Below are 21,628 nucleotides of genomic sequence, written 5' to 3' on the forward strand. Positions count from 1 at the left end.
TGGCCTCTTGACTGACGCATCGGGTCGCTCGGGCAATGGTAGGATACCCCTACCTTTGTTTAGACCGAACCCCGAGAGTTCCATGCTGCCTTTCCGCCGCAAGAAAAAGGCCGATCAGACCGAGTCGGCCACCGAACAAGCACCTCGCGAGGAATCCCGCCCGGGTCTCCTGCAACGCCTCCGTCGGGGCCTGAAGCGCACGGGCGGCGGCATTGGCCAGCTCTTCCTCGGCCGCAAGCGGATTGACGGTGATCTGCTCGATGAGCTGGAAACGCTGTTACTGATGGCCGATGTGGGCATGGAGGCCACCACCCGCATCATTGATGATCTGACGGCGCGCCTCAAGCGCAACGAACTCGCCGACACGGAGGCGCTGCATCAGGCCCTCCGTGAGGACATGCTCGACATTCTTCGGCCAGTGGCGCAGCCGCTGGAGATACCCGAGCAGGACAAACCGGTGGTCATCCTGACCGTCGGCGTCAATGGCGCAGGTAAAACCACGACCATCGGCAAGCTCGCGGATCAGTATCGACACCAGGGCCATCGCGTCATCCTCGCCGCGGGAGACACTTTCCGAGCGGCGGCGGTGGAGCAGCTGCAGACCTGGGGCGAGCGCACCGATACCCCTGTCATCAGCCAGCCTACCGGGGCGGATTCCGCCTCGGTGGTCTACGATGCCCACCAGGCGGCCATCGCCCGGGGCGCCGATATCCTCATCGCCGACACGGCGGGGCGTCTGCACACCCAGGGCAACCTGATGGAAGAGCTCCGCAAGATCCGGCGTGTGCTGGGCAAGCAGGACGACCAGGCGCCGCATGAAGTTCTGCTCGTTCTTGATGCCGGCACGGGGCAGAACGCCCTGGCACAGGCCGAGCAGTTCCGGCAGGCGGTGGACGTCAGCGGGATCGCCCTGACCAAGTTGGACGGCACGGCCAAGGGTGGTGTGATCTTCGCGATGGCCCAGCGCTTCGGTATCCCAGTGCGCTTTATTGGTGTCGGCGAAGGCGTCGACGACCTGCGCCCGTTTGATGCCGAGGCGTTCGTCGATGCACTGCTCGACCAGGCCGTCTCGGAGTCCGAGACGCAATGATCCGCTTTGAGGGGGTGGGCAAGCGCTACCCGGGCGGCAACGAGGCTTTACGTGGCCTTGACCTCGATATCAAGCAGGGCGAGCTGGTCTTTGTCACGGGCGCCAGCGGCGCGGGCAAAAGCACTTTTCTGCGGCTGATCCCGCTTCTGGAGCGACCGAGTCGCGGCAGCGTACTCATCGATGGCGTGAATCTCTCGGCGCTGCGTCGACGCCGCATTCCATTCCTGCGCCGTCGCATCGGCATGATCTTCCAGGATCACCGACTGCTCCACGATCGTACCGTTTTCGACAATGTCGCCTTACCCCTGGTCATCACCGGCCGCCCCCACCAGGACGTAGCGCGGCGCGTTCGGGCGGCGCTCGACAAGGTCGGTCTGCTGCGTCGGGAGCGCGCCTACCCGATCACGCTCTCGGGCGGGGAGCAGCAGCGGGTCGGCATCGCGCGGGCGGTCGTGACCCGCCCGCCGATCCTGCTGGCCGATGAGCCGACCGGTAATCTCGATCCCGCCCTGTCGCGGGAGATCATGCATCTTTTCGAGCAGTTCAATCAGGTGGGCGTCACCACCGTGATCGCCAGCCATGATCTGCCGCTAATCCAGGCCCTCGGGCATCGTCGCGTCCATCTGCACGAGGGGCGTGCGGCGTGAACCCGACGGAGATGCTGCGCATGTGGCTCGGCCAGCATGCGCGCGCCGCCATCAGCGCGCTCGGTCAGCTTCGGCGCAAGCCGGCCAGCAGCCTGATGACCACCGCCGCCATCGGCATCGCGCTGGCGCTGCCTGCGGGCTTTCTGCTCATCATGGACAACATCGAATCGGCCATGGGCGGCTGGGACGGCACGCCCAGCGCATCGGTCTTCCTCTCGCTGGACACCCCGCCGGACCGACAGACCGCCACTGCCGGGCGCATCGCAGCGCTGAACGGCATACAGGAGGTCACCCTGATCACGCCGGCAGAGGCACTTGCCGAATTCCAGGCCACCGCCGGTATGGATGAGACCCTGGCCCTGCTCGACGACAATCCGCTGCCGGCGGTGGTGGAAGCCCGGCTTGCAGGACGATTGGACGCCGCGGAGACCGAGAGCCTGATGAACCGGCTGCGGGCATTGCCCCAGGTCGAGGAAATCCGACTCGACCAGACCTGGATGCAGCGGCTCGATGCACTGCTCGATCTCGGCAACCGGATCGTCGCCATCATCGCGCTGTTACTGGGTCTGACAGTCATGCTGGTGATCGGTAACACCATCCGCCTGGATATCGAGAATCGCCGCAGCGAGATCGAGATCACCAAGCTCATCGGCGGCACGGATACCTTTGTCCGCCGGCCCTTTCTGTACACCGGGGTCTGGTATGGCCTTGCCGGTGGAATGGTGGCGGGCGCTATCCTTGTCAGCGGCATGCTGGCGGTCTCGGCACCGGCAGCACGCCTGGCGACGCTCTACCAGAGCGCATTCCAGCCAGCGGGTCCGGGACTGTCCGGCGTGCTGACGTTGCTGGGTGCCGGCCTGCTGCTGGGACTGCTCGGCGCCTGGCTGGCGGTGGGTCGCCATCTCGCCGCCATCGAACCGCAATAGGAACTATCCGGGGTCTTCGCGTTCCAACAAACATTGATAAAATCAACCGGATGAATACTCTGGAGGGCTCAATGGAAGCCAATACGGCGTTGGTGAGCACCGATTACAACCGGCTGCCGCTCCGTGCTGGCAGCGAGGATCAGTACATCCAGGCCGTGAATGCCATTCCGGCGCTGGATGTGGATGAGGAGCAGGCACTGGCGATCCGCTACCGCGACCAGGAGGACCTGGAGGCCGCGCGCTGGCTGGTGCTGTCGAATCTGCGGTTCGTCGTTCACGTGGCCCGCGGCTACTCGGGCTATGGCCTGCAGCTGGCCGACATCATTCAGGAGGGCAACATCGGCCTGATGAAGGCCGTCAAGCGCTTTGATCCTGACGTCGGCGTGCGGCTGGTGTCATTTGCCGTGCACTGGATCCGGGCGGAGATTCACGAGTACATCCTGCGCAACTGGCGCATCGTCAAGGTGGCCACCACCAAGGCGCAGCGTAAGCTCTTCTTCAATCTGCGCGGCTCCAAGAAGCGACTCGGCTGGCTCAACCGTCAGGAAGTCGAAGCGGTGGCGGCGGACCTCGGCGTGAAACCGGAAACCGTGCTGGAAATGGAGTCGAGACTTTCCGGGCAGGATGTGGGGTTTGACCCCGGACCGGAGACGGAGGACGAGGAGGGCTCGACACGCGCACCGGCGGCCTATCTGACCGACCAGTCCGTCGACCCGGCACGCGAGGTGGAAAGCGAAGACTGGGCCGACTGGCAGGACCAGGCGCTTCGGGAAGCGCTGGATTCGCTGGATCCACGCAGCCGTGACATCCTCAAGCGGCGCTGGCTTGGCGATAGCAAGGATACGCTGCACGCGCTGGCCGCCGACTACGGCGTCTCGGCGGAGCGCATCCGGCAACTCGAGAAGAGTGCCCTTGGCAAGCTTCGCGAAGGTCTTGGCGCCGGCGTCCTTGAGGCCTGAGACACCCCGCTAGAGGAGGCCGCGCTCGGCAAAACTGACCGGGCGCCCCTCACCCACCACAAAATGATCCAGAACGCGGATGTCGACGGTGGCCAGTGCATCGGCCAGCCGGGCCGTCATCCGCTCGTCCGCGTGGCTCGGCTCCGTGACGCCCGAGGGATGGTTGTGGGCGAGGATGACCGCCGCGGCATTCAGCTCCAGCGCCCGCCTCACCACCTCCCGGGGATAAACGCTCGCCGCGTCGATGGTCCCCCGAAACATCTCCTCGAAACCGATCACCTGATGCCGGTTATCGAGAAACAGGCAGGCAAAGATCTCATGCGGGAGATGTCGGAGCCGGGCCACCAGGTAGCGGCGCGTGTCCTCGGGCCCGGTCATGGGCTCTCCCCGCGCCAGCTGCGCCTGCAGATGCCGCCGCCCCATTTCGAGAACGGCCTGCAACTGCACGTACTTCGCCGGCCCCAGCCCGTGATGTCCGGAGAACGTCTCGGCATCGGCCTCCAGCAACGGGCGCAACCCGCCGAATGCGGCAAGCAGCTGGCGGGCCAGGTCCACCGCCGTCCGGCCGCGAACGCCCGTGCGCAGAAAGATCGCCAGCAGCTCGGCATCCGATAGCGACCCGGCGCCACGCTCCAGCAGCTTCTCCCGCGGACGTTCCTGGGCCGGCCAGTCACTGATTGCCATGTCGTACTCCATGAAGTTTTCATGCAATGAGCAACAGTGTAAGTTCCCGGGTTTGGGCCAACCTGCGAACACGTTCCTCAATGAGCCTTTCCGGTAAACGAATACTGCTCGGGGTGACCGGTGGCATTGCCGCCTACAAGGCCCCGGATCTGGTCCGACGTCTTCGCGACGCGGGAGCCGAGGTGCGGGTCGTTCTGACCGCCGGGGCCGAGGCATTCGTGACACCGCTGACTTTCCAGGCCGTTTCGCACCAACCGGTCCATACCGACCTGCTCGACCCTGACGCCGAGGCGGGCATGGGCCATATCGAGCTCGCCCGCTGGGCCGATCGCATCGTGATCGCACCGGCCACAGCCGACGCCATGGCACGAATCGCTCATGGCCTGGCCGATGACCTGCTGACCACGCTGTGCCTGGCGACCGAGGCGCCGATCACGCTCTGCCCCGCCATGAATCATGTCATGTGGCGGGCACCGGCGACCCGGGCCAATGCCGATCTGCTTCAGGCCCGTGGGATGGTCCTGCTTGGCCCGGCGGAGGGCCCACTGGCGGAAGGCGAGTCGGGCCCCGGACGCTTGATGGAACCCCGCGACATCGTCGATGCGCTGTCGAGGCCATCAGCGCTGCAGAATCAGTCGATCCTGATCACCGCGGGCCCGACCCGTGAACCCATCGATGCCGTCAGATTCATTGCCAACCGCAGTAGCGGCCGCATGGGCTTCGCCATTGCCGCCGCCGCCGCAACCGCCGGTTCGCAGGTCACGCTCATCGCCGGCCCGAGTGCCCTGCCAACACCGCCCGGCGTCACGCGGATCGACGTTGAGACGGCACTGGAAATGCACGCCGCGACACTGACCCGGGCGGCCGAGGCTGATATTTTCGTGGCGGCGGCGGCCGTTGCCGACTACCGGGTCGCCGAACCCGCCACCAACAAGGTCAAGAAGACCGACGCACCCTCGTCACTACCGCTCACCGCCAATCCGGATATCGTCCGCGATGTGGCGGCAATGCCCGATGGGCCGTTTACGCTCGGTTTCGCCGCGGAAACGGATGACCTCCTCGAGCACGCACGGGGCAAGCTGGCGGCCAAGGGACTGGATATGATCGCCGCCAACCAGGTGGGTGACGGTCTGGGATTCGACGTGGACGAGAATCGGCTCGAGGTGCTCTGGACCGGCGGCGGAGCCACGCTCGGGCCGATGCCCAAGAGGCGGCTCGCCGCTGCCCTGATCGAACTGCTGGGAGAACATTGGCATGCAGCGCGTTGAACTGCGCATTCTCGACCCGAGGCTGGGCAAGGAATTCCCCATGCCCGACTATGCGACCGACGGCTCGGCGGGCGTGGACCTTCGGGCCTGCGTGACCGAGCCCACCGAGCTCGCCGCCGGCGATACCGCGCTGATCCCGTCGGGCATGGCCGTTCATATCGGCGATGCGAACCACGCCGCCGTGGTCCTGCCCCGCTCGGGCCTCGGGCATAAACATGGCATCGTGCTGGGCAACCTGGTGGGGCTGATCGACTCCGACTACCAGGGTGAGATCTTCATCTCATGCTGGAACCGCGGTCAGGCGTCTTTCACGATCGAGCCCGGCGAGCGTATCGCCCAGCTGGTTTTCGTGCCGGTCGCCCGGCCGGCATTTACCACCGTTGAGGCCTTCACCGAGAGTGAACGCGGCGCCGGCGGTTTTGGCCACACCGGAAGACATTAAACAGGCAGGACGCCCCATGCAGATCGACCCCTCCATCCTTCGCGCGTACGACATCCGCGGCCTGGTGGATCATCAACTAACCAAGGACACGGTCCGCGCGCTGGGTCAGGCCATCGGCTCGGCGGCGGCCGATGCCGGACAGACCCGCATCGTCGTCGGCTACGATGGCCGCGAGTCCAGCCCCCGGCTGGCCGCCGCCCTGCGCGAAGGCCTGATGGCGGCGGGCCGGGAAGTGATCGATATCGGACAGGTGCCGACACCGGTCATGTACTTCTCTACACATCATCTGGAAACCGGGGCTGGCGTCGCCGTCACCGGCAGCCATAACCCCGCCGAATACAACGGCCTGAAAACCATCATCGGTGACCGTCCCCTCTGGGGAGAGGGGATTCAGGCGCTGGGCCGCCGGATCGAGGATGACGATCTCGTCGAGGGTACCGGCACGGAGCATTCGCTGGATGTCCTGGACGCCTACCGCGATCGGATCGCGGGTGACGTCCATCTCCAGCGCCGGCTGAAGGTGGTCGTGGACTGCGGCAATGGCGTACCGGGTGCCGTAGCGCCGGGCGTCCTCGAGACCATCGGTGCCGATGTCAGCCCGCTCTTCTGCGATGTGGATGGCCGCTTTCCCAACCATCACCCCGATCCGACGGTGCCGGAGAACCTGCAGGACCTGATCCGGACGGTCGTGGCGCAGAAGGCCGATCTTGGCCTTGCCTTTGACGGCGACGGCGACCGGCTGGGCGTGGTGGACGAGAACGGCCATGTGATCTGGGCGGACCGCCAGATGATGCTTTATGCCCGAGCCGTCCTGAGCCGACATCCCGGGGAAGGCATCATCTTCGACGTCAAGTGCAGCGGCAAACTGGCCGAGGTCATCCAACAGGCCGGCGGTGAACCGGTCATGTGGAAGACCGGCCATTCCCTGATCAAGGAAAAGCTCCGGGAAACCGGGGCCCCGCTGGCCGGCGAGATGAGCGGGCATCTGTTCTTCAACGACCGCTGGTACGGCTTCGATGACGCCATTTATGCCGCCGCCCGTCTGCTCGAGATCCTGGCCAATGATGGCCGCCGGGCGAGCGAGGTCTTCGGCGAGCTGCCCGAACCGGTGAGCACGCCAGAGATCCGCCTGGATCTGGAAGAGGGGCAGCCTCATCAGCTCATGAATGCACTGATGGCACAGGCCGAGGCATTTGATGATGCCCGGATCACCACCATTGACGGCCTCCGGGTAGACTTCGACGAAGGCTGGGGCCTGGTCCGCGCCTCCAACACCCAGCCCTGCCTGGTGATGCGCTTCGAAGGAGTTGATCAGGGGGCGCTGGCGAACATCCGCGAGCGCTTCGAGGGCCTGATTCGGGAGGCCGGACAGTCTGTTGGCATTTCAATTTGACCCCGATCAAGGATCCTCACGGTTCGGCTACCCAGGCATAAACTTCGGTTCTATCCTCGACTCAAACACATCCACTCGAGGAGCGTGAACCATGAAAGCCGTCCATTCACTCACCGCAGCCGTGGCACTCGGGCTGGTCAGCGGCGGCGCCGTCGCCGATGACGCCTTGCTTGAGCGGGCCCAGTTGCTGTTCAAGCCGATTCCGGAGAGCGCCGCCTCCTATCTTGAGGACCGCAATCCGATGACGCCGGAGAAGATCGAGCTTGGCAAGATGCTGTTCTTCGATCCGCGCCTCTCAGCCAGTCAGACCATCAGCTGCAATACCTGCCACAACGTCGGCATGGGCGGCGATGACAACATCCCCAGCTCGGTGGGCCACAACTGGCAGCGCGGTCCACGCAACTCGCCCACCATCTTCAACGCGGTGTTCAACGTCGCGCAGTTCTGGGATGGTCGCGCCGAGGACATGACGGAGCAGGCCAAGGGCCCGATCCAGGCGGGTGTTGAGATGAACAACACGCCGGCCGTGCTGGAGGAGACGCTCAACAGCATCGGCGAGTATGTCGAGGCGTTCGAGGGGGCCTTCCCCGATTCGTCCAACCCGGTCAGCTTCGACAATACCGCCAAGGCCCTCGAGGTCTATCAGGCCACGCTGATCACGCCGGATTCGCCCTTCGATCAGTACCTCAAGGGTGACAAGGACGCGCTCACCGAGCAGCAGATCGCCGGTCTGGACGCGTTCATGAACAAGGGCTGCGTCGCCTGCCACAACGGCGTCAACGTCGGCGGTCAGGGCTACTACCCCTTCGGCGTCATCAACCGGCCCGGAGCGGACATCCTGCCCGAGGGCGACACGGGCCGGGCTCAGGTGACGGAGACGGCGGCCGACGAGTATGTCTTCCGCTCCCCGTCGCTGCGGAACGTCGCGCTGACGGCGCCCTACTTCCACTCTGGCAACGTCTGGAGCCTTCAGGAAGCGGTGGCCGTCATGAACGACTCTCAGCTCAACAGCCTCCTGACGGACGAGGATGTGGTGAATGTGACGGCATTCCTGCGCTCGCTCACGGGTCGCCAGCCGGAGGTCGTGTACCCCGAGCTGCCGATCAGCACGGAGGCCACGCCGCTGCCGGACATCCCGGACTACCCGCGGCCGACGGGCTCGGAAGGCTAGACTTCCTCCCACCGCTTGCGCCCCGCCCCCCGGGGCGCGACCATTGGACCGCACCTTCGGGTGCGGTCTTTTTGTCTGGACAGAAGAAAAACATCAGCCGATGAGCAACGACGCTACACCACCCAGCCAGGTCGCCCATGTCCTCACCGAGGCGCTGCCCTATATCCGGCGGTTCCACGGCCGCACAGTGGTCGTCAAATACGGCGGAAACGCCATGGTGGACGAGGAACTCAAGCGCGGTTTCGCGCGCGATGTCGTACTCATGAAGCTGGTTGGCATCAACCCGGTGGTGGTCCATGGCGGAGGCCCCCAGATCGGGACCGTGCTGGAGCGCATCGGCAAGGAGACCGAGTTCGTTCAGGGTATGCGGGTGACCGACTCCGAGACCATGGACGTGGTCGAGATGGTCCTGGGCGGGCTGGTCAACAAGGAGATCGTCAGCCTCATCAACACCCATGGCGGGCGTGCAGTGGGGCTGAGCGGCAAGGATGGCGGCCTGATCCGGGCCCGACGGTTGACCCTGACTGGCACCGGGCCGGCGGAGAAGGCACCGGAGATCATCGACATCGGCCATGTGGGCGAGGTGACGGGAATCGATCCGTCGCTCATGTCGCTGCTGGACGGGGCCGATTTCATCCCGGTGGTGGCACCCATCGGTGTTGACGAGGCCGGCATTTCCTACAACATCAACGCCGACCTGGTCGCCGGTCACCTGGCGCAGACACTTCGTGCAGAGAAGCTGATCCTGATGACCAATACCGCCGGGATCCTCGATGATTCAGGCGGTCTGCTGACCGGGCTGGATGCCGAGCGGGTCGCGCAGCTCATCGACGATGGCACCATTCACGGCGGCATGCTGCCCAAGGTGGACTGCGCCCTGCAGGCCGTGCGCAACGGCGTCGGAGCGGCCACCATCATTGACGGCCGGGTGCCCCATGCGGTGCTGCTCGAGCTGTTCACCGACAGCGGGGTCGGCACGCTGATTCATGGCGAAGACGTCAACGGAGCGTCCGGCGCCTCGTGAGCGGATCCACCCGCATCGGCAGTATCGATACCGTCAAGCGGGCATCAGGCGCCATAACGGGACCGATAATCCCGCATGGCCGCCAGATCCTGCGGTCGATTGCCGGCACGCTCCAGATATTCCATCAGCGTATCCAGGGTCAGGATGGCGGTAACCGGTACACCATGCCTGGCCGCCACTTCCTGGGTGGCGGAGTGCTCATGCTGGCCCCGCTCCTGGCGGTCCAGCGCCACCAGAACCCCCGCCAGTTCGGCACCGGCCGCATCGATGAGGTCCACGCTCTCCGCCACTGACGTCCCGGCGGAGATCACGTCATCGACGATGAGCACCCGCCCCGCCAGCGGCGCCCCGACCACGACACCACCCTCGCCATGGTCCTTCTCCTCCTTGCGGTTGAAGGCCCATGGGCAGTCGATGCCATGGTCCGCGGCGAGAGCGATGGAAACGGCGGAGACGAGCGGGATACCTTTGTACGCAGGCCCGAAGAGCATGTCGAATTCCAGCCCAGCCTCCACCGCCCGCTGGGCATAGGCCGACCCGAGCCGCCGCAGGGCTTCGCCGGTGCTGAACAGCCCGGTATTGAAGAAATACGGACTCTGCCGCCCCGACTTGAGGGTGAACGAGCCAAAGCGAAGGACGTCGCGAGCCAGGGCAAAATCAATGAGCGCGTGCTGGTAGGCCTGCATGTCGACTAACCCGTGTTGCGCATCCCCGCGGCGATGCCGTTAATACAGATCATCAGCGCTTCGCGCAGATCTTCCTCGTGCCCATGCCGGACGCGGTCGAGCAGCTCCACCTGGAGGAGATTGAGCGGATCGACATAGGGGTTGCGCACACCCACCGAGCGCTGCACCACCGGCGCCTCGTCGAGCGGATTGTCATGCTCGCTGACGGCGAGCACGGCCTGGCGCGTTTCCTCATGGCGCGCGCGCAGGCCTTCCCCCAGTCCGCGCAGCGATTCGGGCACAAGCCGTGCGTCATACCAGGCCGCGACGGCCGGATCGCTCTTGGCGAGCACCATCTCCATCATGTCGATGAAGGCACGGAAGAAGGGCCAGGCTTCGTACATATGGTGCAGTGCATCCCGGTGACCCGACTCCAGGCCCTTCGCCAGCGCGCTACCTGCACCCAGCCAGGCGGGGAGCAACAGCCGGGTCTGCGTCCAGGCAAAGATCCAGGGGATGGCACGCAGGCTCTCGACACCCTGGGTTGGCTTGCGTCGCGCCGGACGGCTGCCGATGGCCAGATGGCTGATCTCGTGCTCCGGCGTGGCATGCCGGAAATATTCGATGAACTCCGGCGTCTCCCTGACCATGTTTCGGTAGACGTCGCAGGAATTTTCGGCGAGCTGGTCCATGATCTCGCGCCAGTCATTCTCCGGCGGTTTCGGCGGGACGAGGGTCGCCTCGGCAACCGCCGTAATATAGAGCTCGAGATTTCTCTCGGCGATGCCGGGCAGGCCGAACTTGGCCTGAATCACCTCGCCCTGTTCGGTGACGCGAAGCCGGCCATTCACCGAGCCGGGCGGCTGGGAGAGAATGGCGGCATGGGTCGGGCCGCCGCCGCGCCCGATGGATCCCCCGCGACCATGGAACAGCGTCAGCCGGATGCCGTGCCGGCGCGCGGTCTCCACCAGCTCCTCCTGAGTCTGATAAAGCGCCCAGGCGGCCGTCAGGTGGCTGGCATCCTTGCCGGAGTCGGAGTAGCCGATCATCACTTCCTGGATCCCGTCGATATGCTCCCGGTACCAGTCGATTTCGATCAGCTGCTCAAGACACGCCTGGGCACCCTGCAGATCGGCCAGCGTTTCAAAAAGCGGCACGACCCGCAGCGAGGAGGTCACGCCAGCCTCCTTCTGCAACAGCTTCACCGCGAGGATATCTGACGGTTTGGAGGCCATCGAGATCACGTAGGCGCCCAGGGAGTCGGATCCCATCTCTGCGATGACCCGGCAGGTATCCAGCACCTCCGTGACGTCCTCATCGGCCTCGAAATCATGAGGAATGAGCGGACGTCGATTATCCAGCTCGCGGATCAGGAAGCGCTGACGCTCGGCTTCGTCCCAGTCGGCATAGCTGCCAATACCGAGCGCCTGGGTCACGGCATCGAGTGCGTCGGTATGCCGGGTGGACTCCTGGCGGATATCCACCCGCATAAGCGTCAGTCCGAATACCGAGAGCCGTCGCAGAAGATCCTTCAGGCGTCCCTCAGCCACCACTCCGGCGCCGCTTTCGTGCAGCGACCGGTAGCAGATCATCAGCGGCTCGCGCAGATCCTCCGTCCGCCAGTAGATAAGGCCTTCGGCGGGCCGCCGACCGGCGAGCCGGGATTCCAGCCAGTGACGCGTTGCCAGAAGGCGATCGCGGACTGCCTTGAGCGCGGTTCGGTAGGGCTCCCAGGCATCGCCCACCCAGGCTCGCAGCTCATCGCTCGCGCATTGCAGAGAGAGCTCCTCGATGAGTTCATCAAGCTCTTTTTCGTAGAGCTCCACCGCTTTCCAGCGATTGAGCAGACAGACCTCCCGGGTCACCGTCGCCGTGACGCGTGGATTGCCATCACGGTCGCCGCCCATCCATGAACCGAAATGAATGGGCGCCGCGTCCAGTGCCAGCGGCTTGCCGGTCTGCCGCTGCAGGATGCGGTCAAGGCGGCGAAGGAAATGCGGGACGACGTCCCACAGGGTCTGCTCGATGACCGCAAGCCCCCAGCGAGCCTCATCCTGGGGAGCAGGCCGGCGGCGCCGGATCTCGTCGGTCTCCCAGGCCGCCGTGATCTCCCGCTTCAACGACTGGTGGACCTCCTCGATTTCTTCCGGCGTGGGGTCCAGACGATCACCCTGATCCAGAAGTTCGGCGATATGGTTGTACTTCTGCAGCAGGGAACGGCGCATCACTTCGGTGGGGTGCGCCGTGAGCACCAGCTCGATATCGAGGTTGGCGATCACGGCATGCAGATCCTCTCCGTTGCCGGTCGGCTTCATGCGCTTGAAGAACTCCTCAAGCGACCCCCGCAGCGGCCCCGTTTCGGTATCCCGGACCCAGGCCCGGCTGCGGCGCACCCGATGGTGCTGCTCGGCGATGTTGGCGAGGTTGAGGAACTGCGAGAAGGCGCGCACCACCGGCACGATCAGCTCGTCCGGCAATTCGCCCAGTCGCTCCTCGAGCGCCCGGGCGGCCTCGGTGTCACCGGCACGGGCCTCCTTGGCGAGCCCCCGGATTTCCTCCACCGTCTGGTAGACATGCTCGCCGGACTGCTCATGGATGGTGCTGCCGAGGAGCCCGCCCAACTGGCGGATATCCTCGCGCAAGGGCGCATCACTGCGATTTTCACTCATACCCGCGATCCCTCCCGGCGGACAAAAAAAATCCGAACGGCGCCAGCACCGCCCGGACTCTCCCCTGTAATATCAGGCATTCTGACCAAACGGGGTGGACTGATCAAGAAACGCACAACGGAACTGGGGCGCTGGAAAGAGGCACTCACGGTCTATCGCCGACCGAGTGTCGTGGCGATGCTGTTCCTGGGGTTTTCCGCGGGGCTGCCCTTTATGCTGGTGTTCGCCACCCTCACGGCCTGGCTGCGCGAGTTCGACGTGAGCCGGACGGCAATCGGCTTTTTCAGTTGGGTGGGCATCACCTACTCCATCAAATTCATCTGGTCGCCGGTCGTGGACAGGCTCCCCCTGCCGGGCCTGACGCGGTGGCTCGGGCGCCGGCGCGCGTGGATCCTGCTCGGCCAGATCGGCATCGCCGCCGGCCTCACCGGAATGGCGTTCACTGACCCGCAGGCCGCCCTCTGGCCGATCGCGTTGTGCGCGCTGCTGGTCGCCTTCTCCTCGGCCACCCAGGATGTCGCCATCGATGCCTTTCGCATCGAATCGGACATCGACCGTTACCAGGGCGCACTGGCCGCCGCCTATCAGATGGGCTATCGAATGGCGATCCTCGCGTCCTACACCGGCGCGTTGTACCTGGCCGAAATCCTGAACTGGCAACTGGCCTATCTGACCATGGCAGCGCTGGTTGGGGTCGGCATGGTCACGGTCATGCTGCGGCCAGAGCCACTACCCTGTGTCGACCGCATCAGTGCAGGCCGTGAACCGCGGGCGGCGGCTTTCGCTGAGCGCCATGCCGAGCTGCCCGGCTGGGCCCGACAGGCCGGGGCCTGGCTGGTTGGCGCAGTAGTCTGTCCAGTGACCGATTTCTTCGGCCGCTACGGACGTTTTGCGCTGATCATGCTGGGGTTGGTGGCGAGCTTCCGGATCACCGATATCGCCATGGCCAGCATGGCGAACCCGCTCTACATCGATCTGGGCTACAGCAAGGCCGTCATTGCCAACATCAGCGGCGCTTATGGCCTTGCCATGACGATCATCGGCGCCCTTCTGGGCGGCGCGCTGACGGCTCGTTTCGGACTGCTGCGACCGTTGCTCGCGGGCGCCATCCTTGCCGCCGCCACCAACCTTCTGTTCGCCTGGATGGCCGGCCAGGGTGGCGCTACCTGGGCACTGGTGCTGACCATCAGTGCCGATAACCTGTCCGGCGGAATCGCCGGTTCCGTGTTCATCGCCTGGCTGTCCAGCCTGACCAGCACCACCTACACCGCCACCCAGTACGCACTGTTCAGCTCCCTGATGACACTACCCGGCAAGTTCCTGAGCGGGTTTGGCGGCCTGGTGGTGGACACGCTCAACTATCCAGTCTTCTTCATCATCTCGGCGGTAATGGGCCTGCCGGCTATATTTCTAATAATGATCATCATGCGCTACGCGTCCCGCCGGGAGACGGTGGACGCTGAGCCGCTCCGCAATGGACAATGACGAAATACTTTTCACGGAGTCCGTCATGTCGGAAGCGCGTCACTGTCGTTTATTGATCCTCGGCTCGGGCCCTGCCGGGTATACGGCCGCCGTGTATGCCGCTCGGGCGAACCTCGAGCCCGTGCTGGTGACGGGGCTCGAGATGGGCGGTCAGCTGACCACCACCACCGATGTCGACAACTGGCCGGGGGATGTTTCCGGGCTACAGGGCCCGGAGCTCATGGAGCGCATGCGCCAGCATGCCGAGCGCTTCGGCACCGATATCGTATTTGATCATATCCACACCGCAGAGCTCGGCGCCCGCCCACTGCGGCTGATCGGCGACAGTGGCGAGTACACCGCTGATGCATTAATCATCGCGACCGGCGCGTCGGCGATGTACCTGGGCCTGGAATCCGAGACCCGCTTTATGGGTAAGGGTGTCTCGGCCTGCGCGACCTGCGACGGTTTCTTCTATCGCAACCAGGATGTCGCCGTGGTGGGCGGCGGCAATACAGCGCTGGAAGAGGCCCTCTACCTGTCCAATATCGCCCGGCATGTCACCGTCGTGCACCGCCGCGACCAGTTCCGTGGTGAGAAGATACTGCAGGATCAGGTCCTTCAACGCGCCGAGTCGGGCAATATCACCATCCGCTGGAACAGCACCCTCGACGAGGTGCTCGGCGATGAGACCGGCGTCACCGGCGCCCGGCTGCGCAGTACGGTGGACGACACCACCGACGATCTTGAATTGGCCGGTGTCTTCATCGCCATTGGCCATCGGCCCAATACCGAGCTCTTCCAGGGTCAGCTGGACATGGCCGGCGGCTACATCCGCGTGCAGAGCGGCCTGGATGGCAACGCCACCGCCACCAGCATCCCCGGCGTCTTTGCCGCGGGGGATGTCATGGATCACGTCTACCGCCAGGCGATCACTTCCGCCGGGAGCGGCTGCATGGCGGCACTCGACGCCGAGAAATACCTTGACGCCCTCGACATGGACCAGAAGCGAGCCTAAGCATGGAACAGCCCGCCCATCTCGCCCTCTATGAGCATGAACTCTGTGGTTTCTGTCAGATGGTTCGCCGCTCGACCCGGGATATTGACCTGGAGGTCGAGTCGCGCAACATCCTCCGCGAACCGGGTCGGCGCGAGGAGCTGATCGAAGGTGGCGGCAAGGGGATGGTGCCCTGCCTGCGCATCGAGTACCCGGACGGCCGGGTCGAGTGGCTCTACGAGTCCGCGGATATCATCGACTACCTGAAACGGCTGGACGCCGATCGCTAGGGGCAGCGGCCCGGGGTCAGCCGGGCCAGTCATAGTCGATGGTCAGCGGCGCGTGATCGGAAAACCGGTCAGCCCGATGGATCCGTGCGTCCTGAGCCAATGCCGCGATACCCGGCGTGGCGACATGATAGTCAATTCGCCACCCGGTATTGTTGGCCCACGCCTGACCGCGGAATGACCACCAGGTATATTCATCATCGTCGTCGTTGACCTCACGGAAGGCATCGACGAACCCCACCTCACCAAAGAGCCGATCCATCCACTCCCGCTCATGGGGCAGGAAGCCGGAGTTCTTCTGGTTGGAACGCCAGTTCTTCAGATCACGCCGGGTGTGGGCGATGTTCCAGTCGCCGCAGATCACATATTCACGGCCGTCATCCGCCATGGCCTTGAGCCGCTCCAGTAAAGGCTCCATGAAGGCATCCTTGACCCCCTGGCGATGCTCGCCGGAGCTGCCTGACGGCATATAGAAGGAAACCACGCTGAGGCGGCCGAAGCGGGCCTCCAGCCAGCGGCCTTCGCGGTCGATTTCGGGCATGCCGAGGCCGCGAACGTAAGCATCGGGCTCGCGCCGGCTATAGACGGCAACGCCGCTGTAGCCCTTGCGCTCGGCGTCGACGAACTCGGCATGATAACCGGACGGAAAATACGGCCCGCCTTCCAGCTGATCCCGCTGTGCCTTGGTCTCCTGGATGCACAGGACGTCCGGGCGCTGCGACTCGAGCCACTCGAAGAAGCCCTTGCGCTGGGCCGAGCGGATCCCGTTCAGGTTGGCAGTCATGATCGATAGCGTCATGGTGGGTCAGGATAAAGGAATTGAAAGGAGAATCGGCATGCGGCGAAGCTCGGACCTGGATGAGGTCTGCTACCCCTTCATTCACGAAAGCGGCCCATTGTGTGACTTCGAGGTGATCACCGACGAGCTCTGCGGCAATATCGGCGCGGCGATCTCCGGCTCTCCGGCGGACTGCAAGGATATTCGGGAGGACCTGGCCATGCTGCAGCCGCTCGCGTTTCACCTGAATGGTTCCCTTCGCGGCCGGCTTGCCGTCACCGAAGAAGACCTCGACTGCGCAAAACAGCGTCTCGCCGATTATCGCGATGAAGCGGCGGGCCGCGCGGCGGGGTTTGTTCTCCCGCGCGGCGAGATGCCCGTGCCCTTCCTGAACCTCTCGCGCTCCGGCGCCAAAAAGGCCATTCGGCAGATGGTGCGCATTGAGGAGTCCGGCCATGAGGTGCCTGATGTCCTGCCGCGTTTCTGCAACATCCTCTGCAATCTTTTCTTCGCGATGATCCTGGTGATCAACCAGCGCCGGAACACGACCGAGGTCGCTTTCGTCTCGAAGAGTTACGGACCGAGGACGCGAAGCGACTGATAGACAGGCCCGTACTCGGTCTCGCTCAGATAGGCCTCGATGTTGAAGATGCGGGCCAGATTATCCCGGCTCAGCACCCGGGCGGGAGGCCCATCGGCGACCACCCGCTGCTCGCCGAGGAGAACGAGCCGTGTGCAGTGTCGCGCGGCCAGTCCCAGATCATGAATGGAGAGCATCACCGTGCGGCCATCATCGGCCAGTGCGGTGAAGGTCTCCATCGTGCTTATCTGATGGGCCGGATCAAGCCCGGCGATGGGCTCGTCGGCGAGGATGAGCGAGGTCTGCTGCGCCAGCGCCCGGGCAATGAGCGCTCGGGTCCGCTCACCGGAGGAGAGCTTCGTGACGGCACGATGTTCGAATCCCTGAAGCCCCACCCGCCGGATCGCGTCGGCAACCTGCGTCCGGTCCTCCGGGCTCGGCCGCAGACCCGGGCCACGATGGGGCATGCGCCCCAGCATGACGAGGGCCTCAACACTGATGGGCCAGGCGACGGTGCGATCCTGGGGCATCCAGGCCATCGCCCGGGCACGCGACCCATCATCGAGATCGGCCAACGAGCAGTACCCCGTCGCAGGGATCAGGCCCAGAGCGGCCCGCATCAGCGTCGTCTTGCCGGCGCCATTGGGGCCGATGATGCCGACCAGCTCCCCGGGCTGTATATCGATACTGACATCGCGCAGGACCGGTTGGCCGGCGAGTGATACCGAGAAGTCGTGCAGGGCGAGAAGACTCATGCCAGCTCCCGCCGGGTCTGGTAGATCAAATGCAGGAACAGCGGCGCACCGATCAGGGCGGTGATCACACCCAGCTTGAGATCCGCCTCGGGCAGGACGCTACGGACAAGGATATCGGCGGCCAGCACCATGACGGCACCCCCCAGGGCGCTGGCGCCAAGCAGCCGCCCGGGCATCGCACCAACCCAGGGGCGAAGCAGATGAGGCACCACCAGCCCCACGAAACCGATGGTGCCGGCCACGGCCGTACTTGCCCCCACCACCAGGGCTGATCCGACAATGAGCTGCCAGCGCACGCGCGCCAGGCGCATTCCGAGTGTCTCGGCGGCGTCTTCCCCCAGCGTGATAGCGTCCAGTGGACGACCCAGCGTGAGCAGCAACGCGGCACCGGCGATCACAAAGGGCAGCGCCAGCCAGACATGCTGCATGGAGCGGTCGGCCAGCGATCCCATCATCCAGAAAACGATTTCGCTGGTGGCGAATGGATTGGGTGAGAGGTTCAGGGCCAACGAGACCATGGCACTCGCCAGGGCCGATATCGCGATCCCCGCCAGAATCAGGCTCAGCGTTCCACCGCGGCGGCCGGCCAGCAACGTGATCAGCAGAACGCCGGCAAAGGCCCCTGTCAGGGCCGATAACGGCAACCCGAGGGGAAATGTCGCCGCCAGACCGGTCTGGATAGCGATTACCGCACCCAGCGCAGCACTGCCGGAGATGCCCAGTAAGCCGGGCTCGGCCAGCGGATTACGCAGATAGCCCTGCAGCGCGGCCCCGGACAGCCCGAGACTCGCACCGACCAGCGTGGCCAGTATGGCCCGGGGCAGCCGGATTTCCTGCATGACCAGCGACAGGGGCGTATCACTGGCCGCAAACAACGCCTGCAGGCTTGCCAGCGGACCAATTGCCGCGGGTCCGACGATCAGTGAGACAGTAAACAGCCCCGCTGCCAAGGCCAGCAGAACCGCCAGCAGCCGGCTCATCGCGAGCCGACCAGCTCACCGCGGAGCGCGCCGATCCGCTCGATGGCGGCCAGTACCCGCGGCGTTCCGCATACCCACTCCCGATTGACCAGGCCGCGACGGGCGCCAAACCGGGCCACCTCATCCAGCACAGGATGCTGCATGATGGCCTGCGAGCGGGAATAGCCCCGATTGCGACTGCCGGTAATGACCAGCTCCGGCTCCGCCACCACCAGTTGTTCCAGGGGCAGATGCCCGCCGCCGGCAATACCCAGTCGCGAGGCAATGTTATTGAATCCGGCCGCGCGGACGATATCTCCCACCAGGGTGTCCTCCCCCCGGGTGTAGCCGTTGGGGAAGTATAAGGCCGCCTCCGGCGGATCCAGCGGCTCGCCGGAGAGCATGGTCATACGCCGGTCAAATGCCTCGACCAGCTCGCGGGCCCGCTCGGTTCGTCCCAGCAGTTCACCCATTCGAAGGAGGTTGCGGCGGACATCGTCCAGCGAGGTGGCCGGTTCGAACACCGCCACGGGGATGCCGAGCCGCTTCAACATGGCGACGGTGACACCGGCACTGAAACGCCCGGCAATCACCAGGTCCGGGTCAATCAGATGGATCTCCTCGGCCCGGCCGTGGTTGACGGGATAGGCCTGCGCCTCATCGGCCATCGCCGAGCTGATCGGGTCACGCGACAGTGCAGAGACGGACGCGAGCTGACTCTCGCCCGCCACCAGCATGGCCAGCTGATCGGTGCAGAGGTTCATCGAGACGACACGCTGGGGCGCAGATGACGCCACTGCGGATGCCTGGTGACTCAGCGCCACCAACACGATCATGACCCCAGCCAGAATCCAGTCCTGCCTGCCCAGCCAGAGCGGGACAACCGAAGAGAAGGTCACCATGACGCCGCCATGCCGATATAGCCCGCGCGCCCCCGGGTCGCATATCCCCATACCTCGGTGTAGTCCTCATCGAAGGCATTCGTTATGCGCCCGGTCAGGTCGATATGATCCGTGAGTGAATACCGCGCCGCGAAGTTAACCACGGTGAATGCCGGGATCTTGGCGAAGGGGTTGCCTTCCTTGTAGAACTGCTGGTCGTAGAGGTCGCGGACGTAGCGAAGGTCCCCGGAGAGTGTCAGTGGCAAACGGGAAGCCCGCCAGGTCGTGTTGAGGCCGAATTCGTGCATTGGACGCCGGCCCTCAACCGACCCCTCGTCATTGGTCGAGCGGGTATAGGTATAACTCAGACCGAAATCCACCGATTCGGCCGGACGAAATTCGGTCGAAATCTCTATGCCCTCGCGTCTGCTATCGCTCTGTCGATTTGTTGCCTGAAAGTAGGTTTTCTCGCCTGTTGACTTATCGGTTAGTTCTTTAGCGAAGATCTCGTCTTCCAGCGTCTCGTTATAATAGGTCAATGCGACCAGACCGCCATCATCGGGAAAAGACCACTCCAGACCGATATCAAAACCCAGATTCTTCTCGGGCTTTATGTCGCGATTCGGCTCATAGACCAGATTGAAAAAGGGAAAGTCGCCACCGTAGATATCAAAATACGACGGATAGACAACGGCACGACCCACAGAAGCATGAGCCCGCAAAGAGGGCTCAAAGTAATAGGAGCCTGCCAGGTTCCAGGTTACCGAATTGGAGAAATCATCACTGGTATCAAGCCTGACACCCGTCTGCGTGGAGAAGTCATCGGAAAGAAAGCCCCGATACTCGATCGCATAGGAGCGATTTTTTCGCTCATCCGTTGAACTCTTGGCGGAATCTTCCTTTGATTCCAGCAGCAGGCTCACGAGCTGATCGCTTGATGCGGTTGGTCTGTCATCCAAAGCGTACTGCCCACGATACTTGTAGATGCGTGTCGTCTGATCCCCGATCGCAGTATTCGCGGTCTGGTTGCCGATATCCTCCAGGGTCACCCGGCTAGTGGAAGCGCCGGTCGGCGAGGTGTAGTCGAGGAAAGCTTCGATCGAGCGCTCCAGAAGCTTGTTGGTCTTATCGATGTCATCAACAACGTAGGTGTCCTCACTGGTTGCGCCGAATGGCGCATCGTCCAGATCATATCGCCCATCAGCCAATCGGAAGGAAAATCCAGCATCGAGTTGCTCCGTCAGAGCGAGTCGCCCTTTTGAGGTGAAGCTCTCCCAGCTCGTCGAATCCCTCTCTCCGCCATCACCACTCAGGTCATAGCCCTTGTCATGGAGGTTATCCACCGTCACTGACAGATCACCACGCGGTACCCCGTAGGTGAGAAAAGCACTCTGCCGGTCGCCTTCGCCGAACTCGAAGCTCGCGCCCCGTGATACCCCCGCGGCAGGCCGGCGCGTAATGATATTGATCACGCCCGAGGCGGCGTCGGTGCCATATGGAACGGACTGCGGCCCTCTGAGCACCTCGATCCGGTCGATGTTCGCAATGTCGAAACTCCGCAGGTCATAGCCGCTGTCGCCTGCGGCGACACGCACCCCGTTGACGAGGATCAGCACATGGTTTGCCTCCCCGCCCCGGATACGGACCTGGCGGTCGCTTGGTCCGGTTCCGGTCACGGATACCCCGGGTTGCGCTTCCAGCGCCTGCTGCACCGTGACGAAGCCACGGTCCTCGATCTGCTGCCGGGTAATCACGGTATTGGATCGCCCGAACTCATCGGCGGCGACCGGCGAGATACCGCCGGAAACAATGATGGGTTCGAGCTCGGTGGTGCTGCTGGACTGGGCGTACACGTAGGTGGGCACGCCGGCGGCGATGGCCAGCGCGGTGGTGGCAAATGCCTTTTTCATGTTGTTGAGGCCTTTCTTTCCCTGGCGGGATGGCTCCCGCCGACAGACACACGAGGTCTGCGAAGGCCCTCATCGGACA

General features: G+C 64.3%; 21 protein-coding genes. 13 read left to right on the forward strand and 8 right to left on the reverse strand.

Annotated elements, in window-relative coordinates; genetic code table 11:
* The first annotated feature begins 82 nt into the window (after positions 1 to 82).
* From ftsY to rpoH, 4 genes are all read left to right on the forward strand, one after another.
* On the forward strand, positions 83 to 1,090 hold the full coding sequence (gene ftsY, locus V6X30_RS07540; RefSeq protein WP_367984006.1) for a signal recognition particle-docking protein FtsY: 1,008 nt from the start codon (positions 83 to 85) through the stop codon (positions 1,088 to 1,090).
* Positions 1,087 to 1,737, forward strand: coding sequence for a cell division ATP-binding protein FtsE (gene ftsE / locus V6X30_RS07545; protein ID WP_367984007.1), 651 nt, complete (start codon positions 1,087 to 1,089; stop codon positions 1,735 to 1,737). Before ftsY ends, ftsE begins: the two co-directional genes overlap by 4 nt.
* Complete coding sequence (gene ftsX, locus V6X30_RS07550) at positions 1,734 to 2,663, forward strand: permease-like cell division protein FtsX (RefSeq protein WP_367984008.1); 930 nt, start codon at positions 1,734 to 1,736, stop codon at positions 2,661 to 2,663. Before ftsE ends, ftsX begins: the two co-directional genes overlap by 4 nt.
* Positions 2,664 to 2,734: 71 nt before the next feature.
* Complete coding sequence (gene rpoH, locus V6X30_RS07555) at positions 2,735 to 3,622, forward strand: RNA polymerase sigma factor RpoH (RefSeq protein WP_367984009.1); 888 nt, start codon at positions 2,735 to 2,737, stop codon at positions 3,620 to 3,622.
* A 9-nt stretch (positions 3,623 to 3,631) separates the two neighbouring features.
* Here rpoH and radC read toward each other — a convergent pair whose 3' ends face one another.
* Positions 3,632 to 4,306 carry a RadC family protein gene (gene radC, locus V6X30_RS07560; protein ID WP_367984010.1) on the reverse strand — a complete coding sequence of 225 codons (675 nt, stop codon included), beginning with the start codon at positions 4,304 to 4,306 and terminating at the stop codon, positions 3,632 to 3,634.
* 80 nt (positions 4,307 to 4,386) lie between these two features.
* Here radC and coaBC point away from each other — a divergent pair, with 80 nt between their 5' ends.
* From coaBC to argB, 5 genes are all read left to right on the forward strand, one after another.
* Complete coding sequence (gene coaBC / locus V6X30_RS07565) at positions 4,387 to 5,574, forward strand: bifunctional phosphopantothenoylcysteine decarboxylase/phosphopantothenate--cysteine ligase CoaBC (protein WP_367984011.1); 1,188 nt, start codon at positions 4,387 to 4,389, stop codon at positions 5,572 to 5,574.
* Positions 5,561 to 6,016 (forward strand): dUTP diphosphatase, encoded by a 456-nt coding sequence (gene dut / locus V6X30_RS07570; RefSeq protein ID WP_367984012.1) that lies wholly within the window; start codon positions 5,561 to 5,563, stop codon positions 6,014 to 6,016. The genes coaBC and dut overlap by 14 nt, the downstream gene beginning before the upstream one ends.
* Positions 6,017 to 6,032: 16 nt before the next feature.
* Positions 6,033 to 7,409 carry a phosphomannomutase/phosphoglucomutase gene (locus tag V6X30_RS07575; RefSeq protein ID WP_367984013.1) on the forward strand — a complete coding sequence of 459 codons (1,377 nt, stop codon included), beginning with the start codon at positions 6,033 to 6,035 and terminating at the stop codon, positions 7,407 to 7,409.
* Between the two features lie 91 nt (positions 7,410 to 7,500).
* Positions 7,501 to 8,580, forward strand: a complete 1,080-nt coding sequence (locus V6X30_RS07580; protein ID WP_367984014.1) for a cytochrome-c peroxidase — start codon at positions 7,501 to 7,503, stop codon at positions 8,578 to 8,580.
* Between the two features lie 100 nt (positions 8,581 to 8,680).
* The gene (argB, locus tag V6X30_RS07585; protein WP_367984015.1) at positions 8,681 to 9,604 is read left to right on the forward strand and encodes an acetylglutamate kinase; all 924 of its coding nucleotides are present in this window, start codon (positions 8,681 to 8,683) and stop codon (positions 9,602 to 9,604) included.
* 44 nt (positions 9,605 to 9,648) lie between these two features.
* Here argB and pyrE read toward each other — a convergent pair whose 3' ends face one another.
* Positions 9,649 to 10,290 (reverse strand): orotate phosphoribosyltransferase, encoded by a 642-nt coding sequence (gene pyrE / locus V6X30_RS07590; RefSeq protein WP_367984016.1) that lies wholly within the window; start codon positions 10,288 to 10,290, stop codon positions 9,649 to 9,651.
* Positions 10,291 to 10,295: 5 nt separating this feature from the next.
* Positions 10,296 to 12,938, reverse strand: a complete 2,643-nt coding sequence (gene ppc / locus V6X30_RS07595; RefSeq protein WP_367984017.1) for a phosphoenolpyruvate carboxylase — start codon at positions 12,936 to 12,938, stop codon at positions 10,296 to 10,298.
* A gap of 99 nt (positions 12,939 to 13,037) precedes the next feature.
* Between ppc and V6X30_RS07600 the strand changes: the two genes are divergently transcribed.
* From V6X30_RS07600 to V6X30_RS07610, 3 genes are read left to right on the forward strand one after another with little or no spacing between them, the layout of a single operon-like run.
* A complete protein-coding gene (locus V6X30_RS07600) occupies positions 13,038 to 14,423 on the forward strand; it encodes an AmpG family muropeptide MFS transporter (RefSeq protein ID WP_408022370.1) in 1,386 nt (461 codons plus the stop codon).
* Between the two features lie 25 nt (positions 14,424 to 14,448).
* Positions 14,449 to 15,420 carry a thioredoxin-disulfide reductase gene (gene trxB / locus V6X30_RS07605; protein ID WP_367984018.1) on the forward strand — a complete coding sequence of 324 codons (972 nt, stop codon included), beginning with the start codon at positions 14,449 to 14,451 and terminating at the stop codon, positions 15,418 to 15,420.
* Positions 15,421 to 15,422: 2 nt separating this feature from the next.
* The gene (locus tag V6X30_RS07610; RefSeq protein WP_367984019.1) at positions 15,423 to 15,689 is read left to right on the forward strand and encodes a glutathione S-transferase N-terminal domain-containing protein; all 267 of its coding nucleotides are present in this window, start codon (positions 15,423 to 15,425) and stop codon (positions 15,687 to 15,689) included.
* A 16-nt stretch (positions 15,690 to 15,705) separates the two neighbouring features.
* On the opposite strand, the gene V6X30_RS07615 is transcribed toward V6X30_RS07610, so the two are convergent.
* Positions 15,706 to 16,470 carry an exodeoxyribonuclease III gene (locus V6X30_RS07615; protein WP_367984020.1) on the reverse strand — a complete coding sequence of 255 codons (765 nt, stop codon included), beginning with the start codon at positions 16,468 to 16,470 and terminating at the stop codon, positions 15,706 to 15,708.
* A 52-nt stretch (positions 16,471 to 16,522) separates the two neighbouring features.
* On the opposite strand from V6X30_RS07615, the gene V6X30_RS07620 reads away from it, so the two are divergent.
* On the forward strand, positions 16,523 to 17,065 hold the full coding sequence (locus tag V6X30_RS07620; protein ID WP_367984021.1) for a hypothetical protein: 543 nt from the start codon (positions 16,523 to 16,525) through the stop codon (positions 17,063 to 17,065).
* Here V6X30_RS07620 and V6X30_RS07625 read toward each other — a convergent pair.
* From V6X30_RS07625 to V6X30_RS07640, 4 genes are read right to left on the reverse strand one after another with little or no spacing between them, the layout of a single operon-like run.
* Entirely contained in the window at positions 17,038 to 17,799 is a 762-nt protein-coding gene (locus tag V6X30_RS07625) for an ABC transporter ATP-binding protein (RefSeq protein ID WP_367984022.1), read from the reverse strand. The genes V6X30_RS07620 and V6X30_RS07625 overlap by 28 nt on opposite strands.
* Positions 17,796 to 18,779, reverse strand: a complete 984-nt coding sequence (locus V6X30_RS07630) for a FecCD family ABC transporter permease (RefSeq protein ID WP_367984023.1) — start codon at positions 18,777 to 18,779, stop codon at positions 17,796 to 17,798. The genes V6X30_RS07625 and V6X30_RS07630 overlap by 4 nt, the downstream gene beginning before the upstream one ends.
* Entirely contained in the window at positions 18,776 to 19,660 is an 885-nt protein-coding gene (locus V6X30_RS07635) for an ABC transporter substrate-binding protein (protein ID WP_367984024.1), read from the reverse strand. The genes V6X30_RS07630 and V6X30_RS07635 overlap by 4 nt, the downstream gene beginning before the upstream one ends.
* A complete protein-coding gene (locus V6X30_RS07640) occupies positions 19,654 to 21,549 on the reverse strand; it encodes a TonB-dependent receptor plug domain-containing protein (protein WP_367984025.1) in 1,896 nt (631 codons plus the stop codon). Before V6X30_RS07640 ends, V6X30_RS07635 begins: the two co-directional genes overlap by 7 nt.
* Positions 21,550 to 21,628 lie beyond the last annotated feature (79 nt).

The organism is Spiribacter sp. 1M189, from assembly GCF_040838345.1.
Lineage (GTDB): Bacteria > Pseudomonadota > Gammaproteobacteria > Nitrococcales > Nitrococcaceae > Spiribacter > Spiribacter insolitus.